Source organism: Sphingobacterium hotanense (genome assembly GCF_008274825.1).
GTDB lineage: Bacteria > Bacteroidota > Bacteroidia > Sphingobacteriales > Sphingobacteriaceae > Sphingobacterium > Sphingobacterium hotanense.
In genome coordinates this window covers 3,317,055-3,336,365 of sequence record NZ_CP030848.1, presented here as the reverse complement: position 1 = coordinate 3,336,365, position 19,311 = coordinate 3,317,055, and the positions used below count along the sequence as shown (strand labels likewise).

Sequence of the window (19,311 nt, the reverse complement as noted above, 5' to 3'; positions counted from 1 at the left end):
ATCTATTTTGTTTCTAGATTATTATAAATAGTGTTCAATATTCTCGTAAAATGGTCGAAATCTTCCTGCGAAAGGTTCTCCCATGCTTTCATCCGAAATTCTTTAACTAAAGGAGCCAATGCTTCTACTTTAGACCTTCCTGCTTCAGTTAGATGCAAAAGCAAACAGCGGCGATCCGTAGGATGTTCAACGCGGACAACATAGCCCTTTTTCAAGAGAAGGTCAATGATTCTCGTCATTGTAGGTTGGTCCTTTCCGCACAATTCCGCTAGTTCCCGATGCGTATGATCTGCATCTTCGTACAAGGTTTTCAATACAGACCATTGATCGACCGTCAAATCAATGCCATGTGCAGCGAACGAACCTTGCGCACACTGCTTCACACGACGTGCCGTCTGATCTAAAATGAAAGAATATTGATTAAATGATTCCGTTAGCATAACAATTATTAGTATGTCAAGTAAAGCTAAGGAATATTTGTGTGATAACAGATAATTAACGAAGTTTTGACATAGAATTAACTTTAACGCTGAGAGTTAGCGGAAAAGGAATCAGAAATGCGCTAGACATAAAAAAAAGCTGTCTTTCGACAGCTTCTTCATATATTTTTGATAGCGGAATCACTATCCATAAATCCATTTGAAATTATATTGCTTTTCAGGAATACTCATTCTATCCGCCAAGCGTGTTAGACGATCAGGAAGACGCATTAAATAATCTCTAGCTTTCTCGCCCTTTTCGTTCAGCCCGGACACCTGATCGATTTTCCAATCAGCAATAAGTTCCTTTAAAATATCTACGTAATCTAAAGCCGTGTAAACACCTAAGCGCTGTGCAGCGTCGGAGAAGTGTGCAAATGCCTCGCCTTGCGGCTCGCCCGACTCTCTTAAGAAATGCGCCGGCATCACAATTTTCTTACGCATCATATCTTCAAATGCAATCATGACCTCCGAAGGATCAACAGCCATTGCATGCGAGATAAATGACATATAGGCTTTCGCATGGCGAGCCTCATCGGCTGCAATTACGCCACACATTTTCGCCAACAATTTGTCGCCGCTCTTTTTCGAAATACCAGCAACACGACGGTGCGATACATTCGTTGCTAACTCCTGAAATGAGGTATAGATAAAGTTACGATAAGGATCTGCCCCTGTACCGATATCAAATCCGTCTTTAATTAAGTATTGTACTGAGATTTCGAACTGACGCATATCAATACGTCCGGAAAGGTAAAGGTACTTGTTCAATAGGTCGCCGTGACGGTTCTCTTCAGCTGTCCAAGCGCGAACCCATTTCATCCATCCACCTTGTTCGTTCTTCTCCACGTCATCAACCATTGTCAACCAAGATTCGTAAGTAGGAAGTGCCTCTTCAGTTACTGTATCACCGATCAATACCGCTACTAAATCATAAGGAAGTTCTTTTGCGCTTTCTTGTAAATCGCGCACCTCCTCAAAAAAAGTGTCGCGTGAAGAGTCCGGTAAGAAATCGGCAGGTTGCCACATTTCTTCAACCGGCTTTAAATACTCAGACATTTCATTGATCATGAAAGGTTCTAAGTAAGCCATCACTTCTTTTCTTGAGCCCTCTGGTATGTTTAATGGTAATTCTTGCATAATTACAACAAAGTTAATCAAAGTAAATTTAATATAAGTTTTATATTTTCATAATTCCTGCCGGAATAATTAGCCATATCCTTAATCTAAAAGACAGCAATAAACGCCATTTGTTTGCGCTTTTGTCCCTAATTATTACGTTTATATTAGATAATATATACTAAGATTGTAGGCATTATTGTTAACTTTGCCTTCACATCAATACGGAATAAATTGAGTAATCTAGATATACAGAAAATCCGTGAGGATTTCCCCATATTAAAACGCCAAGTGAATGGTAAACCGCTGATTTACCTAGACAATGGTGCTACAACACAGAAACCTAAGCTAGTGATTGATGCAATCATGTCATATTATACCGATATGAACAGCAATGTGCATCGCGGTGTTCACTACTTAAGCCAAATCTCTACCGATGCCTTCGAAGTTACACGTAGAAAGCTGCAGGAATTTATCAATGCCGCGCATGATTACGAGGTCATCATCACCAAAGGAACAACCGACAGTATTAATTTAGTTGCGACCTGTTACGGACGCGAGTTTGTGCATGCGGGTGATGAGATTATTGTTTCGGCAATGGAGCATCACTCGAACATTGTGCCCTGGCAGATGCTTTGTGAAGAACGCGGAGCTACATTAAAGGTAATACCGATGAATGAGGAAGGCGAACTGGATATGGAAGCCTACAAAGCCTTGTTGAACGAGAAGACGAAGTTAGTTTCTGTAAACTATGTTTCCAACGCGTTAGGAACGATCAACCCTGTTCGAGAAATTATTAAACTTGCGCATGCGCAGGGCGTACCGGTTTTATTGGATGCGGCTCAGGCAGTACAACATATCAAGATCGATGTGCAGGAACTGGACGTGGATTTTCTAGCGTTTTCCGGTCACAAGATGTACGGCCCGACAGGAGTTGGTGTGTTATACGGCAAAGAAGAATGGTTGAATAAGATTCCTCCTTATCAAGGCGGTGGTGATATGATTAAAGATGTAACCTTCGAGAAAACAACCTATAACGAGCTACCGTTTAAGTTCGAAGCCGGAACACCGAACATTGAGGCGGGAATTGCGCTAAACGCTGCAATAGACTATATCAACGATCTGGGAATCGACAATATTAAAGCTTATGAAGACGAACTTTTAGCCTATGCTACAGAACAGTTGAGCACGGTGGAAGGTATTCGTTTTATAGGAACAGCTAAAGAAAAATCCTCTGTTATCTCCTTCGTAGTCGATGGAACACACCCATACGACATCGGAGTGATTCTGGATAAATTAGGAATCGCCGTTCGTACGGGGCACCATTGTGCGCAGCCGGTGATGGATCAATTCCATATTCCTGGTACGGTGCGTGCTAGTTTAGCGGTCTATAATACAAAAGAAGAAATTGATGCGTTAGTCGCTGGCGTAAAACGCGCGACGGCAATGCTGGTATAAAAGGATATGACAATTAACGAAATACAAGACGAGTTAATCGAAGATTTTGCTTTCTACCAAGACTGGATGGAGAAATATGAATATATCATCCAGCTAGGGAAGGAACTCCCTTTGATCGACGAAGCAAACAAACAAGACCAATATATCATTAAAGGGTGCCAATCTAAGGTATGGTTATTCCCTGAGGTAAAAGACGGTAAATTATTCTTTACGGCAGACTCGGATGCTGTTATCACCAAAGGCTTGGTCAGTCTGATGGTAAAAGTACTATCCGGCCATAGTCCTAAAGAAATAGCAGAAGCCGATCTATATTTTATTGAACAGATAGGTTTAAAAGAACATTTGTCGCCAACACGTGCCAACGGATTGTTGTCTATGGTGAAGCAGATGAAGCTCTATGCACTGGCTTTTCAAGCACAAGGCATTTAACAAACTATATATACAAGGAAAGAAGGTGTCTAAAAAGGCACCTTCTTCTGTTTTATAGCTTTTGCGATTTCATTACTGTTTTCATTTTTGAGTTTTAAGCAGTAAGTCGATATTTTATGGTTTTAACGCTCCTGACTCGAATTTTTATTGTATATAGTGTTTTATCGCTATAACCATTCCCAAAGAAGACATCGTTTGCCCACTTTTTCGCCCATTTTCTGAGGTTATGGGCAATGGCCATCAATCCGAACTCCACAGCGACTTTCTCCAGTCCTTTCATTGTGAACCGGGTAAACCTGTTGTTGCTTTTCATCTGACCGAAAACGGATTCCACTTCTATGGGTCGCTTGCTTCGATGGTACATTCCCTCTTCCGATACCAGTCTTTCCCGGGCTTTATCCTTGAGCTGATTGAGTCTATGGTTCACTTCAATGAGCCGATCGCCTTTTGCTTTATGACACCCACTGCGCATCGGGCAGCCTTCGCATCGCTGAGCCTGATAACAGCTGACCTGGGCTGTGTATCCGTTGGCACTAACTCTGGTTGCATGACCGATAAAGCTGAGCTTCTGTCCTGCGGGACATACATAATAGTCATCTTGCTGGTTGTAATACAGATTCTGTACCGAGAAAGGATCCTGTTTATGCTTGCGCTTCTGTTCCACATGAAAGTAATTGTACTTGACAAAGGCAGTTATGCCCTGTTTTTCCATCAATTCATAGTTCTGCTCGCTACCATAACCGGCGTCTGCTACAAGCTGTTCGCTTTGTTTTCCGTAATGGCACTCAAAGCCTCCCAAATGTTCCGGCAGGGTTGTGGTGTCGGCAGTTGTTTGATGGATGCTGTAATGGGTGATGAACTGATCTTCGGTGCTGATTTGGGTATTATAGGCTGGCTTAAGCTGGCCATTCTTCATGTGGTCCTCTTTCATCCGCATAAACACAGCATCGGTATCGGTCTTGCTATAACTATTGCGATCTCCCAGTACTTCCAGTTGCTCTTCATATTTCTCTAGTCGAGGCAAATAGTCCTCTTCAAGTTTCTTAAGTTGCTTATCAGTAGATTTATTGGCTCCTTTGAACTTGGCATTGATCGCTTCGATCTTTTCCTTCAACTGACTGCTATCGATGGCCTTACTAACTTCTTGATTACCTAATGAAGATTGGTCTTGGGCGATCTGAGCCTCGATTTCCGAAAGAACCGAAGCAATGTTTGCTTCTAACTTTACCTTATTCTTCTCGACCGATTTCTTCCAAACGAACGTATAACGACCAGCGACAGACTCGATCTTGGTACCATCTACATATTGAACTTTCAAGCTAACATACTCCATATCATGTAGCATACGAACGATACTGGCAAACAGCTCTTGTATCTGTCCTTTAAGACGCTTCCTCTGAAATAATTGATCGTACGATAATCAGGTGTACTGTTCCCTGAAAGCCACATGAAATGGATGTTCTCGTGAAGGGCCTGCTCGATTTTTCGGCAAGAATAGATATTGCTTAAATAGGCGTAGAAGAGCACCTTAATGAGCATTCTAGGGTGAAAACTAGTGGTGCCTCCGCCTTTATACTGACGGATAATAGGTTCAAGATCCAACTGGTCAACAACCTGACTCACCAAACGAACCGGATGATTCATTGGAATACGATCTAAAATATTCTCAGGAAATAGACTCGGACTATTGGATGGAAGCGCTTTGAATTGTATGTTTGCCATATTGTTTTTTTGGGTGCACCTTAAGATACAAAATCTTAAGGACAAAAAAACAGAAAAACCCCGCCATTTTTTAATGACGGGGTTCTTTCTTTAAGAGACCTTTTTAGACAGCCTCTTTCTTTGTTTATCTAAAGTTATCTAGACTTTGATCGTCTCAGACGCAATTCTCTTTCCAAAGAAAATCTCCGCCTTTTCATTGAAATCATTCGCATCATCGGTCGTGAAGAATTGCAGCTTGCTACCTTTGCTACACTGTGCCTCTACCTCCGGATGTCGTTTTAGATAATCGACCAGACTATCAGCAACAAGCTTCCCTTGCGATATAATATTGATGCCTTCAGGCACATATTTTTCTATGATAGGCAATAGCAGTGGGTAGTGTGTGCAGGCCAATAAGATCGTGTCGATATTCGGAGAAAGTGCAAGAAGCTCTTCAATATCTTGTTGCACAAAGTAATGAGCGCCCTCGCTCTGCAATTCGTTATTCTCCACCAAGGGTACCCAAAAAGGACAAGCATGCTGAAAAACATCAATCTGCGGATGAAACTTGTTGATCTCGATAACATAGGATTCGGAGTTTACCGTTCCTTGTGTTGCCAAAATGCCAACCTTATTGCTTTTGGTAAATTGGTCCACAATCTCCGATGTTGGTCTGATGACGCCCAGTACCTTTTTTCCTAGAGGCAAATCATTTTGTTGAATAGAACGTAAAGCTTTTGCAGAAGCCGTATTGCAAGCTAAGATAACCAGGTTGCAACCCAAATCAAATAACTTGAAAACACACTCTTTGGTGAATTCATATACGGTTTCAAAAGACCTAGTCCCATAAGGCACGCGTGCATTATCTCCTAAATAGATGTAATCATATTGAGGAAGCTGTTTATGTATTTCTTTAAATACCGTGAGGCCACCGTATCCGGAATCAAATATCCCGATCGGGCCTGCTATTGTTGTGTCGCTCATAGAGAATTTTGATGAAGCAGCTTCTCTAACTCCACTGCTTCCATATGTAGACAAAGATGAGGTTTCTTTTTTCCTTTGTCAATAGAAAAAGGCTGCCCGAAAGGCAGCCTTCAACTATATCTCCAGATTAGACTTTCAAAAGATGCGGTTTTTCTTTGTATAATTTCCACATCAATTCACCGAATAAGGTGTTGGTCCAAGCAAACCAATGACGCGTAAATTTCTTAGGGTCATCCTTATGGAACGACTCGTGCATAAAGCCTGTGCCGCCATGCGTATTTTTTAGCATTTGAACACATTTCTTAATCTCCGCATCGTCCTTTGATGTAAATGCGCGCATAATGATAGACATTGGCCATATCATATCCCGACCGATATGCGGTCCGCCGATACCTTCGCCAGCCGAGCCTTTGAAGAAAAATGGATTCTTCTCCGAAAGAATGAATGCACGCGTGCGTTGGTAAACTTCATCATTCACATCGACAGCACCCAAGTAGGGAAGAGCTAGCAAGCTAGGCACGTTCGCATCGTCCATCATCAAATAGCTACCGAAACCATCGACCTCAAATGCATAAACACGTCCATGTGTTGGGTGGTCTACAATACCATATTGTTTGACTGCTGCCTCTACCTCGTTCGCTAAGGCTTCAAATTTTGCAGCTACATCAGGCTTGTTTTTAACTTTTCTCATGATTTCCGCAGACTGACGTAAGCTCACCACAGCAAATAGATTCGAAGGAATCAAGAAAGGGAAGATGCTGCAGTCGTCCGACGGGCGGAAGCTCGATACGATCAATCCGACAGGGTTCACCGGATAACCATAACCATCAACCTGAAGCGTGTCTGTTCCACGTGCTGTCGTCCGTTCAAATTTATAAGGACCAAGGTTTTCTTTACGCTGCTGTTCGACAAAAGTTTTGTAGATCAATTCTTGCGCCTGTACCCATGTATCGTCGAATGGGGTCGTGTCGTTCGTAGTTTTCCAATAATGATAAGCCAAGCGGATAGGGTAGCATAGCGAATCGATCTCCCATTTACGCTCATGTAGCCCCGGTTTCATGTCTGTGTGATCCGAAAACCATTCTCCTTTTTTAGTAGGGTCGTTGTAGAATGCATTTGCATAGGGATCAATTAATATACATTCCGACTGCTTATTGATCAAACCCAAAACCAGGTCCTGAAGATTCTTGTCCTTTTTCATAAAAGGCAAGTAGGGCCATACCTGCGCACTACTATCTCTCAGCCACATCGCATCGATATCCCCAGTGATTACATAGGTCAATCGACGGTTAGGCTTATTTTCTAAATAAATAGTTGTATCAAGCGTATTAGGTAAGCAATTGTTAAATAGCCAGCCTAATTCTTTATCCGCTACATTTTTCTGGAATTCTTTTATCATCCCTTCAATTACCTTGCTATTGAAGTGGCGCTTTGGTTCCGCTGTTCGAACCACCGGAAAGCTAGGGTTTGTTTCCGCAAAGGAAAACTTGCTGGCGAGAACGCCGGCACCTAACAAAGCAGAGTTCTGAATAAATGCTCTTCGTTTCATATCTTTATTCGTGAGGTTTTATAATTTCAATCGTTAGCAAGATACAAATTGTAGTCGATTCTAGAAATAACAAATCGTTTTAGCGTAGCATTACTAGTTAATACGGGTGGATTGAGAATTAAAAACTATTTTTGTTCCGTTTTAGGAATAGTATTTGTTAGTATAGGCCCAAACACCCAATCCATTATATGAAGCATATTATCAATGGTGCTTTAGCTACGGTTTTACTTATCGGAACCGCAGACTCTTTGCAAGCACAGATTAGAAATCAGCCTTTCTCGCATCAACAATATCAAAAGTTGAATGAGGAATTGTATTCCCCATATACCCGTTATCATACTTCTTCAAAGCCGGTCTTATTCAAAGGCGCTTTGTTGGACAAACTTGATTCCATAGAAACAGCGAATCAGACGATGTCGGATAATTGGTTTATGCGAAAGATATTCAATGAGCATCTGATCGAAGTTGAAAAAGAAGATCATACATTTTATTTGGATGTATTACCTGATTTTCAAATCGGGTCGGAATTGATAGCGGCGGACAAAAGAACGACTTGGTTAAATACGCGTGGTATTCAAGCGGGGTTGACGATCAAGGATAAATTTACCTTCTATGGTAACTTCTTCGAGAACCAAGGTGTTTTCCCGGAGCATATTGATGATTACGTTGCTAGGAGTATGGTTGTTCCAGGACAGGCAGCATCAAAAAGACATACGGAACAAAAGAAGGATTGGATGTATGCAACTGCTAACTTGACCTATGACTTTAGCGATTATTTCCAAGCAACTTTAGCCTACGATAAGAACTTTATAGGAGATGGATACCGTTCGGTATTACTATCGGATTTCTCTTCAAACTACGCACATTTAAAATTTACCGGTAAAATTGGTAATGTACAATATACCTCTATTTGGGCTTATATGCTAGACCCGACGAATCCTCGTGTTGATTCTCTAGACTCGGGCGGTCGCTATGGCGACGGCATCAAATGGGGAGCATTCCAGTACTTAGATTATAACGTAACGAACCGTTTGTCGGTGGGTTTCTTCCAATCTGTAATTTGGGCAAATAGAAATGAAGCTGGACACCGTGGTTTCGATTTTAACTACGTTAGTCCGGTTATATTCCTGCGTCCGGTTGAAAACTCCAACCGCTCTTCACCGGATAAGATGTTCCTAGGTCTGAATGCAAAATACAAAGTTTTAGATAATGCAACGGTATACGGACAATTCTTGCTAGGAGAATTCACCGCAAAAGAGTTTTTCGCAAACAATGGCTATGTGCATAATAAATGGGGTGCACAGTTAGGTGCAAAAGCATTTAATATCTTCGGTGTGAAGAATTTGAACATCTTAGGAGAGTACAATATGGTTCGCCCTTATACTTACCAACACTATGTTTCGATTTCCAACTACAGCAATAGAGGCGAGCCTTTAGCCCACCCTCGTGGAGCAAACTTCCGCGAACTTCTAGGTATTGCAAATTACTCTTGGAACAGATTTGATTTCTCCGTACAAGGCTTATATAGCCGTTATGGAACCGATGAAGCTACTCCGTCAGGAATCATTAACTGGGGTGGCGATATCTTCCAATCATACCGTAGCGCGCCAAATACCTATGGCAATAAAATCGGACAAGGTGTACAAAATGATTTATACTATGCAGATTTCAAAGCTGCCTATGTTTTGAACCCTAAATATAACTTGCGCTTAGAACTTGGCTACACACAGCGATACAATAAAATAGAGAACCAGCCAACTCAAAAATCAGGAGTAATCAACGTTGGATTACGTTCTAGTTTCCGCAATTTCTATGGTGATATGTAAGATTCTATTATCTTTATTGTATTAATCAAAACCATGAAGAAAATACTGATACTAAACGGGCCGAATCTGAATCTATTGGGCGTTCGCGAAAAAGGGATATATGGAGATCAATCTTTCGAAACCTATTTCGAAACCTTGAAAGAACGATTTGCCGATAATGCAGAATTAAGCTACTTTCAAAGCAATACCGAAGGATTTATCATTGATAAACTCCACGAAGTAGGATTCAGCTATGACGGTATTGTATTAAATGCCGGAGCTTACACGCATACTTCCGTGGCTATTGCTGATGCAATCGCTGCCATCAATACGCCGGTAATAGAAGTCCATATTTCCAATGTACATCAGCGGGAAGCGTTTAGACATCATTCTTACCTATCTAAAAATTGCAAGGGAGTCATTTTAGGCTTCGGGCTTGATAGTTATCGACTCGGAATTGAGAGTTTAATATAAAACTTTCATGTTTCCTTTGAAACACCAACAGGGATGAAAGTTCTTGATGGCCTCTGAAAACAGACACTTTCAGAAAAAAGAGAAGGGGCTGACGATAATCAGCCCCTTCTCTTTTATATACTTTCATACATTTTTATAAATCTACTTTTACCGTCCGTCTCGCGATCAGGTGCAGAATCAAAGAGATTACCGCGCCGGCACACATAACCGAAAGCATTGGCCAAGGTGTTTCATTGTGCAAGACGCTTACCATCCCGGACGAAAATGCCCCGATTGCCATTTGAATACAGCCCAATAGTGCGGAAGCACTGCCAGCGAGATGGCGCATAGGCGACAATGCAATCGCGGAAGTATTCGGAAAGATAAAACCATAACCAAAAAGGAAGAGAAAGATTAATCCCAACAATACCGGAAAGCTCAAAAATCCAGCTCCCAAGGCGATAATCATACAAACACCGATAGCTGCTTGCCAGATGTTTGCATATTTACTAATGTCTGCACTCGTACGATTCTTCAGCAACCATCGATTCAACTGTGTCGCCACGACCATGGCCGAGGCAACGAAGGCGAATGCAAGCCCATATTGACTTTTATCCAATCCAAAGTATTTCTGCATGACGAAGGAAGATCCTGCCAAGTAGGCGTAAGTGCCCGATGAAGCAATGGATCCGATCAAGCAATAGGTGATAAACACTTTATTGCTCAGTACTTTCCAAAAGGTTTGGAGAATAGATTTTGGTGCAAGCGATAAATTCTTATTTCCGGCATAGGTTTCGGGGAGTAGGAACATGGTTCCCAAGAAAATCAAAGATGCCATGATTGCTAGCAGAAGAAAGATATAGTGCCAGTCTAGGTAATTCAATAACATCGCTCCCGCACTCGGTGCAAGAATAGGGGAGATACCGATCACGAGCATCAGCAAGCTGAACACCCTTGCAGCCTCCCTGCTGTTATAATAATCGGTTACCATAGCTCGGGCACCGACCATCCCTCCGCAGCTTCCTAATGCCTGTAAAAAGCGTAGAAAGATCAAGTGATTGATGTCGCGTGTGAATACGCATAAGATCGACGCGACCACGTAAATCCCTAAACCGACCAGTAGGGGTTTCTTCCTGCCGAATTTATCCAGTAAGGGACCGTAGATAATCTGGCCGAATGCAATACCGATAAAGAAGCTGGTTAAGGACAATTGAACTTTTTCTAATGGACTGTTGAAGTCATTAGCAATATTTTCAAATGCCGGTAGATACATGTCTATAGAAAATGGACCGATTGCCGACAATAGCCCCAAGATGAGCAGTGTGACCTTTCTATTGTTTCTCAGTTTTTGCATAGTATTAAAAATGCCCTCTTTTTAGGGAGGGCAAATGTAGTATTTTAAACGCGTTTAGTTTCCTTTGGTTTTCGAAGTAACAAAAATATTCCAACCAAAATAAACGGTATACTCAATATCTGTCCCATATTCAGCAACATGCCTGCTTCAAATTCGACCTGATCTATCTTCACATACTCGATTACGAAGCGGGCTCCAAATAATAGAATTAAGAAAAGACCAAAAAGTTTGCCTGGAATAGGTTTATGATTCTTTTGGTACATGCTCCACAAGAGAATAAAGATCAGCGTATAGGCGATCGCTTCATACATTTGTGCCGGATGCCTAGGGATGTTGTCGATATTGCTGAATACGACTGCCCATGGTAATTCTGTCGGGTTTCCAATTATTTCCGAATTGAAGAAGTTACCCAGGCGGATGAATGCACCGGCAATCGGTACGACTAGCACCAAGCGGTCGGCAAGCCATATGAAGTCGGTTTTGGTATTGCGACAAAAGAGCCACATCGCGGTCAGGATTCCTAAGGCACCGCCATGACTCGCAAGTCCTGTAAAACCAGTCATATGCCAATTGCCGGCAGGATCTTTTTGGAACGGAATAAAAATTTCTAGGATATGATCCTTGTAGTATTCGAAATCGTAAAATAAACAATGCCCTAAACGAGCACCTACTAACGTACCGACGAAAATATAGATCGTAAGCTTGTCTAAAAGGTCTTGAGATTTGTTTTCCTTCTTAAATACCTTTAACATAAAGTAATATGAAGCAGCAAATGCCAATAACCAGCAAACGGAATAATAACGAAGGCCGAAAGAGCCAATTTTAAAGATTTCAGGCTTAGGATCCCAAATTATATAGCTTAATAAATCCTGCATAATTGTGTTTATTGTTCGGTAAAGATAAGCTTTCGGTTTTTATTTTTGCGAAAATTAAGGAAATACTTAATTTGCAAGAATTAACAACAATATGATGGCAAAGAAGAAGATAAAAGAGGAATCTACACCTACCGTTGTGACCGAAGAATCATTAGCTTTTTTTGAAAAATATATCAACAACCCATCGCCGACAGGCTTCGAATGGGAAGGGCAGCGCATGTGGTTAGATTATTTGAAACCATATGTGGACGACACCTATATTGATAACTACGGAACAGCAGTAGGGATCATCAATCCGAAGGCAACCTACAAGGTAGTCATTGAAGCACATGCCGATGAGATTTCCTGGTTTGTAAACTACATCTCTAAGGATGGTTTAATTTACGTAATTCGTAATGGTGGTTCTGATCATCAGATTGCACCCTCCAAGCGTGTGAATATCCACACGGATAAAGGTATTGTGAAAGCGGTATTCGGTTGGCCGGCAATTCATACCCGCGCGGGGGAGAAGGAAGAAGCTCCAACCCTAAAGAATATTTTCTTGGACTGTGGCTGCACCTCGAAAGAAGAAGTAGAAGAACTCGGCATACATGTCGGATGCGTAGTGACTTATGAAGACGAGTTTATGGTCTTAAATAACCGTTACTATGTAGGTCGTGCATTGGATAACCGTGCCGGTGGTTTTATGATTGCGGAGGTAGCGAGATTGCTAAAAGAAAACAAGCAGAAACTTCCATTTGGATTATATATCGTCAATTCTGTACAGGAAGAGATTGGGCTTCGTGGAGCAGAGATGATCGCGCAATATATTAAACCCAATGTGGCTATCGTAACTGACGTAACGCATGATACAAACACACCGATGATCAATAAAATTACACAGGGTGATCTAGCCTGCGGTAAAGGTCCGGTGGTATCTTATGCCCCTGCGGTACAGATCAATTTGAATAGACAATTGATCGAAGTGGCGAATAAGAACAATATTCCAATCCAACGTCAAGCGTCTTCCAGATATACCGGAACGGATACCGATGCATTCGCTTATTCAAATGGTGGGGTACCATCTGCATTGATTTCCTTACCTTTGCGCTACATGCACACAACGGTGGAGATGGTTCATAAAGACGACGTAGATAATGTGATCAAATTGATTTATGAAGTACTACTTTCCATCGAGAAAGATCAGGACTTTAGAACATTTAGTAAATAATAGTAAAAAACCAATTAACCATGGAAGACAATAATGTAAACAATCCGGAAGGTCAAGAGATTAGCATCGAGCTAAACGAAGATATTGCGGAAGGGGTATATTCGAACCTAGCGATCATTACACATTCTAACACGGAATTTGTAATCGATTTTGTGCGCATCATGCCAGGTGTGCCGAAAGCGAAAGTGAAATCTAGAATCGTATTAACTCCCGAGCATGCCAAGCGCCTGATGACCGCGCTGCAAGATAACATCAACCGATTTGAAGGTCAAAACGGAAAGATTGACTCGAAAGATGTCGCATTTCCTCTGAATTTTGGCGGAACAAAAGGCGAAGCGTAAATTTTAGACCTTATAGCCAGGTTTGAGATCAATGAGATCTCCAATGAATAACAAGATTAAATGAGTGAAGCTGCCCCAAAAGGGCAGCTTCTATTGTTTTGGATAATTCAATTAATCCTTCAGTCTCCTGTAAATATCCGAACAACCCTTAAAACACCAATCGTTACTGATAAAAAGCGTATTATTATCTCTAAACCCAGCAGGATGTTCGCGTATATATTCCACTGAAGGCTTGCCATTCACTTCACAAAGCTGTGTGATTATTATGCTGTAAACTTTATGGGTTAGGTTTTCCCTCGCTACAAAACTATATCGACCTGCACATCCCATTCTGGAGCTATTGATAATACCTTTGGAATCTAATGTCATAATTATGTTTTCGCTTGTTCTGTCACTTACAGTTAGGTCGCCTCCTCCATTATCAGTTTCAGTACTCACCAATTTCCATTTGCCAACAATACCAACTTTCTCGTTTCCAGTAGCATACTCATTATCTTTTTCTTCTTCTTTACTACATGAAGTAAAAAGTAACAATAGCACAAATAAATATAACTTACTCATTTGATAATTTTTAAGGTGTATAATTAGGTATATTAAACATAAGAATATTACTCTATGTTTAGAAGTTTTCCCATCAAATAATATTGATTCATGTCAAGATTTTTTTTTCTCAACGAAGCTTATTTCAAAATATTTATTAGATCCGTCTATTTTCTGTGTCGGATTACTAATAGTTGATAATTTAAGGCGTTTGGATTTTAGACTAGTGGCTACTCTTATTTATAAGTATGAAAAACGTTAAATACGTTTATGATGTGAGATTTAATTTCAGAAATTTAAAGGAAAATCGAGATAAGCCAAAAGGTTTGTTGGTTGAAGGAAAAGAAAAAATATTTTCAATAATTCTTTAATATCTAATTGTTCAATTCATTTAGATATTCTAAAATCATATCATTCTGTTTTTCAGAATAACCCCTAAATTCTTTCAATATTTCTCCTTCTTTATCAATTAAAAATGCTTTAGGTATCGCTTGAATCCTATATTTCAGAGCTTCAGGAGAATAATGCCCTTGTAAATCTGAAACATTGGCCCAAGCTATCTGATCATCTTTTGAGGCTTTACTCCATGCATCATACTTCTTATCTATACTGAAGGAAAAGATCTCAAAGCCTTTATCCTTATAGTTTTCATACAGCGTGATTAGTTGTTTATTGCTTTGTCTACAAGGGCCACACCAAGCAGCCCAAAAATCTAACAGCACTAGCTTACCCTTGAAATCACTTAATTTTAAAGAATCCCCTTTCAATGTTTTCCCTTTGATATCAGGAGCCAAATCACCTATTTTTAGAGTTTCCGTTTCTATGAAATCATTGATATATTTCCCATTGGAGCTATTCTTAATTGCTTCAGGGAATCTATAGAAAGCCAATCTAAGGCTATCCTTAGGTAAGGAATTCCTTAAGAAGTATAGTTCCTGCATCAAACGGTAAGATGGTTCTAAAGTGAAAACATTCATTTTCCTGATATTGTCGATGGAAACACTAAACACGGAAAGTTTATTAAAGAGAAGTTTTTTTTCTTCCTCATTTTCTTCTTTATCTGCTTCATTATATAACTCATCATACCGTTTCCATAAAGAGTCGAGTTGGTTATCAATGGCTTTATGTTCCTTATTTATTTTTGAGTTCATTATTTCGGTCCTACTAAAAGATGCACTGTCTCCCAAAAGGTTCCATATGCCTTTATCTATCCAAATAGAACAATAAGGACCAGTTTTAGCTTGTGATCGATAAATTGTTGGCTCATCTACTATTCCACTAAAAGACACTTTTCCCTCATTTAATGTTGAGATATAACTATTATTGCTTTTTCCAAGACTGGATAGGTAAAAATCGGTGCCATTAGAAATGCCTTTTAAATGTGCAATTAATGTAAAACTCGATTCTTGAGCTTGAACACCGATAAAGGTTATAAGAAAAATAATTGAGGATAAAATTTTCATAAAAAAAGGTTTTGCATTATGAACATAAATTTATTTCCTGAATTAGCACTTTCAGAACTCTCCAATAGATCGAGACATGGAATTGATTGTCCAATATCGACTAATCTAGGCGGTGATCAAATTCATGATCAATAATAATGGTTTTTAAAAGCCTACGCTTTCATGGAAAGTTTCGCTTAATTTAAGAAAAATTATTTTAACGAATAAATAATTTTTGTAGTCAAATATTCGCTTTCGTATAATATTTGCTTATACCAATTGTTAGTTGTTTCCAAAACAAATAGATTCTAATCTATTATTAATCATTACGCTAAAAAGTAAATCTTATTTCCGTTGTAGTTGGAACCTACAAGGGGAATTAAAATCTAATAAAATATGAACAATCAGTTCTTTAATAGTAATGGTGCTGAAATAGAAATCGAGGCGTTTCACCCAGGTGAATTTCTATTAGAGGAGATAGAATATCGCCAAATTCAAAAAAAGGATTTTGCAAAACAAATTGGTATATATCCTAATAATTTAAGTCTCATTTTCGCAGGAAAGAGAGATATTTCCGCGCACCTTGCCATAAAACTTGGTAAAGCACTCGGTACCTCAGGCGAGTTATGGTATAACATGCAATCTGCATTTAATTTCCAAAAAGCAATGCAGGAAGAATGCAAAAACGCTTAAAATTTATTTAATAATCCATATGAGAGCCTCGTTTAAGCGGGGCTTTTTATTATTGCAAATAGCTAAGGAACACTAATCTTTCAATCGCTTAAATTCATATACGCAAACTTCAATACACTGTATTGCATTCAGAACAAGACGGTTATTGTCTGCAAAACCCATGCTATATTTATAATCTCGTAAATCTATTTCAGTATTTGTCTTATTACAATCAAAAGATATTGATAGTATATTTCGTTTATTTTCAGGCTCTGATGCGTCTTCAACAACAAAGTATTTCCCCTCACAGGAAATTCGCGAATCAGTAGAGTTACCTAAAGAGTCAAAAGAAATAACATAATTTTCACTAGTTTTATCTTGTGTCACATAATTTCCCCAACTATCAACAGTAACATACTCGACTAATTTCCATTTGCCAACAATACCAACTTTATCGTTCCCGGTAGCATACTCATTCGTCTCATCTTCTTCTTTGGTACATGAGGTAAAAAGTAACAGTAGCGCAAATAAATACAACTTATTCATTTGATAATTTTTAAGGTTTATAATTAGTTAGTTTGAAAATAAGGATATTGCTATTTGTTTAGAGTTTTTCTTGTCAATAATATTGTTTAATGTCAAGATTTTTTGCTTCGAATACTTTTCAAAATGTTCATTAGATCCGTCGATTTCCTATGCCGGATTAACATTAGTTGATTATTTAAGTTGTTTGAATTTTCGAGTAGTGGCAACTCTTATTTATAAGTAAGGCAAACGTTAAATACGGTAATCTAACCTCCTGATTTTAAACTAAAAGAAGAGCCTGGAATTAACAATCTAGGCTTTGTTTTTTCAAAAACGCTCATCAATTCAATAGTGTTTTTATATCCCTCAAATATTATTACGAATAAAAGCTTAGAAGTAGACGTAGTAAGTTTTCATCGTCCATTTGTCGAAACTAGTTCGACACTAAACCCTTATTAACCCAATTCAAACCCAATACAAACCCAAATCAAAACCGTTTGAAAAGGGCTTTGATTTGGGTTAGTAAGGGGTATACATTAGATTTAACTAATCGCATCTCCAATAGAATATGGATATAGGCTGCTTCAGAAAATCTAATAATTTAAAGTAGAGTAGTCCCTGGCAGCTAAACTAAAAGCCAAAGTTTCAATTCCAGTAAACTCAAATTCAGGCTAAGACTTTAACTTTTTCTTCTGCTAATCCATTGAAAATTAAGATATCCAAAAAAATAAAATCTCCGTTGGTTCGAATTTTTATATTTTTGCAGGGTTCAAAATCATCATCATTTAACGGCTAAAAACTCAATTCTGACCCAATAAGTGGAATGGCTTTTGTATTATATTCGGTAACATATGGATATTAAAGTAAGGAACCTAAGTAAGAGAGATTACAAGGATTTGAAGACTTCCATGGAGGAAGCTTATCATGGATTAGTAGGAGATGCCTGGACGAAGGAGAATATCGTCGATTTGATCGATATATTTCCGGAGGGGCAAATTGCAGTGGAGGTGAATGGAAAGGTGGTAGCTTGTGCGCTATCCATTATTATCGACTCGACCAAAACCAATATATACGATAAATATTACTCGATAATCGACGACGGAAAGTTCGATAAGCACGATTATGAAGGGGATACCATGTATGGTATCGAGGTCTTTGTGCACCCGGATTTCCGCTCATTAAGATTGGGTAGACGTTTATATGATGCGCGAAAGGAATTATGTGAGGAAATGAACCTGCAGCGTATTGTTGCCGGCGGACGTATTCCGAACTATCATAATTACGCGGATTCGATGACACCGCGTACCTATATCGAGAAAGTAAAGCGGAAGGAGATTTATGACCCTACCCTTACGTTTCAGCTTTCCAATGACTTCCACGTAAAGAAAGTACTAAAGAACTACCTGCCTGAGGACACTGAGTCGAAGGAAGTGGCGACGTTATTGGAGTGGAACAACATCTACTATGAACCAGACTCGCGTTCGGGCTCTGCCTCTAAGCGTACCATTCGTTTGGGCTTGGTGCAATGGCAAATGCGTTTGTTCAAGGATCTGCAGGAGTTTTATGATCAGGTGGAATTCTTCGTTGATACCGTAAGTGATTATGGTACAGACTTTATCATGTTTCCGGAGTTTTTCAATACCCCATTGATGAGCCCGTATAATGAGTTGCCGGAGCGTATGGCGATGGAGAAACTTGCCGAACATACCAAGGAAATCATTGAAAAGATACAGCAATTCGCAGTGTCTTACAACGTCAATATTATTGCCGGTTCGATGCCGTTGATGGAACGTGGTAAGTTATACAACGTCTCTTATTTATGCCATCGTAACGGTAGCTTAGACTCTTATAAAAAGGTGCATATTACGCCTAATGAGATGCGGTATTATGGTTTGGTAGGCGGAAATGAGATTAAAGTTTTCGATACAGACTGTGGTAAGATTGGATTATTGATCTGTTATGATGTGGAATTCCCTGAGCTAGGTCGTATTCTGGCAGATCAAGGGATGCAGATCCTGTTTGTACCTTTTATGACAGATACACAGAACGGTTATATCCGTGTCCGTTCTTGTGCACAGGCACGAGCGATTGAAAATGAGTGCTATGTGGCTATTGCAGGTTCGGTGGGCAACTTGCCGAGAGTGAATAATATGGATATTCAATATTCCCAATCGGCTGTATTCACACCTTCCGATTTTGCGTTCCCAAATAATGCAATCAAAGCCGAAGCAACACCAAATACCGAGATGGTATTGATTGCGGACGTGGATTTATATGCCTTGAAGGATCTGAACGAATACGGAACGGTGAAGATCTTACGCGACCGTCGAAAAGATCTTTATGAAGTGAAGCTTTTAAAAGATTAGAGTAAAAAT

The 19,311-nt window shown here is 39.7% G+C and carries 17 protein-coding genes and 1 pseudogene; 8 read left to right on the top strand and 10 right to left on the bottom strand.

Features of this window, described 5'->3' with window-relative positions:
• Nucleotides 1-2 precede the first annotated feature (2 nt).
• Both DSM08_RS14100 and DSM08_RS14095 read right to left on the bottom strand, forming a co-directional pair.
• Nucleotides 3-440 (bottom strand): MarR family winged helix-turn-helix transcriptional regulator, encoded by a 438-nt coding sequence (locus DSM08_RS14100; RefSeq protein WP_149526756.1) that lies wholly within the window; start codon nucleotides 438-440, stop codon nucleotides 3-5.
• Between the two features lie 183 nt (nucleotides 441-623).
• Nucleotides 624-1,619 (bottom strand): acyl-ACP desaturase, encoded by a 996-nt coding sequence (locus DSM08_RS14095; RefSeq protein WP_149526755.1) that lies wholly within the window; start codon nucleotides 1,617-1,619, stop codon nucleotides 624-626.
• 213 nt (nucleotides 1,620-1,832) lie between these two features.
• Between DSM08_RS14095 and DSM08_RS14090 the strand changes: the two genes are divergently transcribed.
• Nucleotides 1,833-3,056, top strand: coding sequence for an aminotransferase class V-fold PLP-dependent enzyme (locus DSM08_RS14090; RefSeq protein WP_149526754.1), 1,224 nt, complete (start codon nucleotides 1,833-1,835; stop codon nucleotides 3,054-3,056).
• Nucleotides 3,057-3,062: 6 nt separating this feature from the next.
• Nucleotides 3,063-3,485, top strand: a complete 423-nt coding sequence (locus tag DSM08_RS14085) for a SufE family protein (RefSeq protein WP_149526753.1) — start codon at nucleotides 3,063-3,065, stop codon at nucleotides 3,483-3,485.
• Nucleotides 3,486-3,666: 181 nt separating this feature from the next.
• Here the strand turns inward: DSM08_RS14085 and DSM08_RS14080 are convergent.
• The 3 genes and pseudogenes from DSM08_RS14080 to DSM08_RS14070 all read right to left on the bottom strand — a co-directional run.
• Nucleotides 3,667-5,207: pseudogene (locus DSM08_RS14080) on the bottom strand (IS1182 family transposase); the annotation flags it as partial.
• Nucleotides 5,208-5,345: 138 nt separating this feature from the next.
• Entirely contained in the window at nucleotides 5,346-6,170 is an 825-nt protein-coding gene (gene murI, locus DSM08_RS14075) for a glutamate racemase (protein ID WP_149527738.1), read from the bottom strand.
• A 127-nt stretch (nucleotides 6,171-6,297) separates the two neighbouring features.
• Nucleotides 6,298-7,719, bottom strand: coding sequence for a glycoside hydrolase family 125 protein (locus DSM08_RS14070; RefSeq protein ID WP_149526752.1), 1,422 nt, complete (start codon nucleotides 7,717-7,719; stop codon nucleotides 6,298-6,300).
• A gap of 188 nt (nucleotides 7,720-7,907) precedes the next feature.
• Between DSM08_RS14070 and DSM08_RS14065 the strand changes: the two genes are divergently transcribed.
• Nucleotides 7,908-9,545: a gliding motility protein RemB gene (locus tag DSM08_RS14065; protein ID WP_149526751.1), complete on the top strand. Its 1,638-nt coding sequence runs from the start codon at nucleotides 7,908-7,910 to the stop codon at nucleotides 9,543-9,545.
• A gap of 33 nt (nucleotides 9,546-9,578) precedes the next feature.
• Nucleotides 9,579-9,998: a type II 3-dehydroquinate dehydratase gene (gene aroQ / locus DSM08_RS14060; protein WP_149526750.1), complete on the top strand. Its 420-nt coding sequence runs from the start codon at nucleotides 9,579-9,581 to the stop codon at nucleotides 9,996-9,998.
• A 133-nt stretch (nucleotides 9,999-10,131) separates the two neighbouring features.
• Here aroQ and DSM08_RS14055 read toward each other — a convergent pair whose 3' ends face one another.
• Both DSM08_RS14055 and lgt read right to left on the bottom strand, forming a co-directional pair.
• Nucleotides 10,132-11,331 carry a multidrug effflux MFS transporter gene (locus DSM08_RS14055; protein WP_149526749.1) on the bottom strand — a complete coding sequence of 400 codons (1,200 nt, stop codon included), beginning with the start codon at nucleotides 11,329-11,331 and terminating at the stop codon, nucleotides 10,132-10,134.
• Nucleotides 11,332-11,375: 44 nt separating this feature from the next.
• Nucleotides 11,376-12,206: a prolipoprotein diacylglyceryl transferase gene (gene lgt / locus DSM08_RS14050; RefSeq protein ID WP_149526748.1), complete on the bottom strand. Its 831-nt coding sequence runs from the start codon at nucleotides 12,204-12,206 to the stop codon at nucleotides 11,376-11,378.
• A 94-nt stretch (nucleotides 12,207-12,300) separates the two neighbouring features.
• Between lgt and DSM08_RS14045 the strand changes: the two genes are divergently transcribed.
• Together DSM08_RS14045 and DSM08_RS14040 are read left to right on the top strand one after the other, a co-directional pair.
• On the top strand, nucleotides 12,301-13,416 hold the full coding sequence (locus DSM08_RS14045; protein ID WP_149527737.1) for a M42 family metallopeptidase: 1,116 nt from the start codon (nucleotides 12,301-12,303) through the stop codon (nucleotides 13,414-13,416).
• 20 nt (nucleotides 13,417-13,436) lie between these two features.
• On the top strand, nucleotides 13,437-13,757 hold the full coding sequence (locus DSM08_RS14040; RefSeq protein ID WP_149526747.1) for a DUF3467 domain-containing protein: 321 nt from the start codon (nucleotides 13,437-13,439) through the stop codon (nucleotides 13,755-13,757).
• A 111-nt stretch (nucleotides 13,758-13,868) separates the two neighbouring features.
• Here DSM08_RS14040 and DSM08_RS14035 read toward each other — a convergent pair whose 3' ends face one another.
• Complete coding sequence (locus tag DSM08_RS14035) at nucleotides 13,869-14,318, bottom strand: hypothetical protein (protein WP_149526746.1); 450 nt, start codon at nucleotides 14,316-14,318, stop codon at nucleotides 13,869-13,871.
• 353 nt (nucleotides 14,319-14,671) lie between these two features.
• The gene (locus DSM08_RS14030; protein ID WP_149526745.1) at nucleotides 14,672-15,760 is read right to left on the bottom strand and encodes a TlpA family protein disulfide reductase; all 1,089 of its coding nucleotides are present in this window, start codon (nucleotides 15,758-15,760) and stop codon (nucleotides 14,672-14,674) included.
• 375 nt (nucleotides 15,761-16,135) lie between these two features.
• Here DSM08_RS14030 and DSM08_RS14025 point away from each other — a divergent pair, with 375 nt between their 5' ends.
• Entirely contained in the window at nucleotides 16,136-16,432 is a 297-nt protein-coding gene (locus tag DSM08_RS14025; RefSeq protein ID WP_149526744.1) for a HigA family addiction module antitoxin, read from the top strand.
• 72 nt (nucleotides 16,433-16,504) lie between these two features.
• Here DSM08_RS14025 and DSM08_RS14020 read toward each other — a convergent pair whose 3' ends face one another.
• A complete protein-coding gene (locus DSM08_RS14020) occupies nucleotides 16,505-16,957 on the bottom strand; it encodes a hypothetical protein (protein WP_149526743.1) in 453 nt (150 codons plus the stop codon).
• A gap of 830 nt (nucleotides 16,958-17,787) precedes the next feature.
• Between DSM08_RS14020 and DSM08_RS14015 the strand changes: the two genes are divergently transcribed.
• Nucleotides 17,788-19,302, top strand: coding sequence for a carbon-nitrogen hydrolase family protein (locus DSM08_RS14015; protein ID WP_149526742.1), 1,515 nt, complete (start codon nucleotides 17,788-17,790; stop codon nucleotides 19,300-19,302).
• Nucleotides 19,303-19,311: the final 9 nt, after the last annotated feature.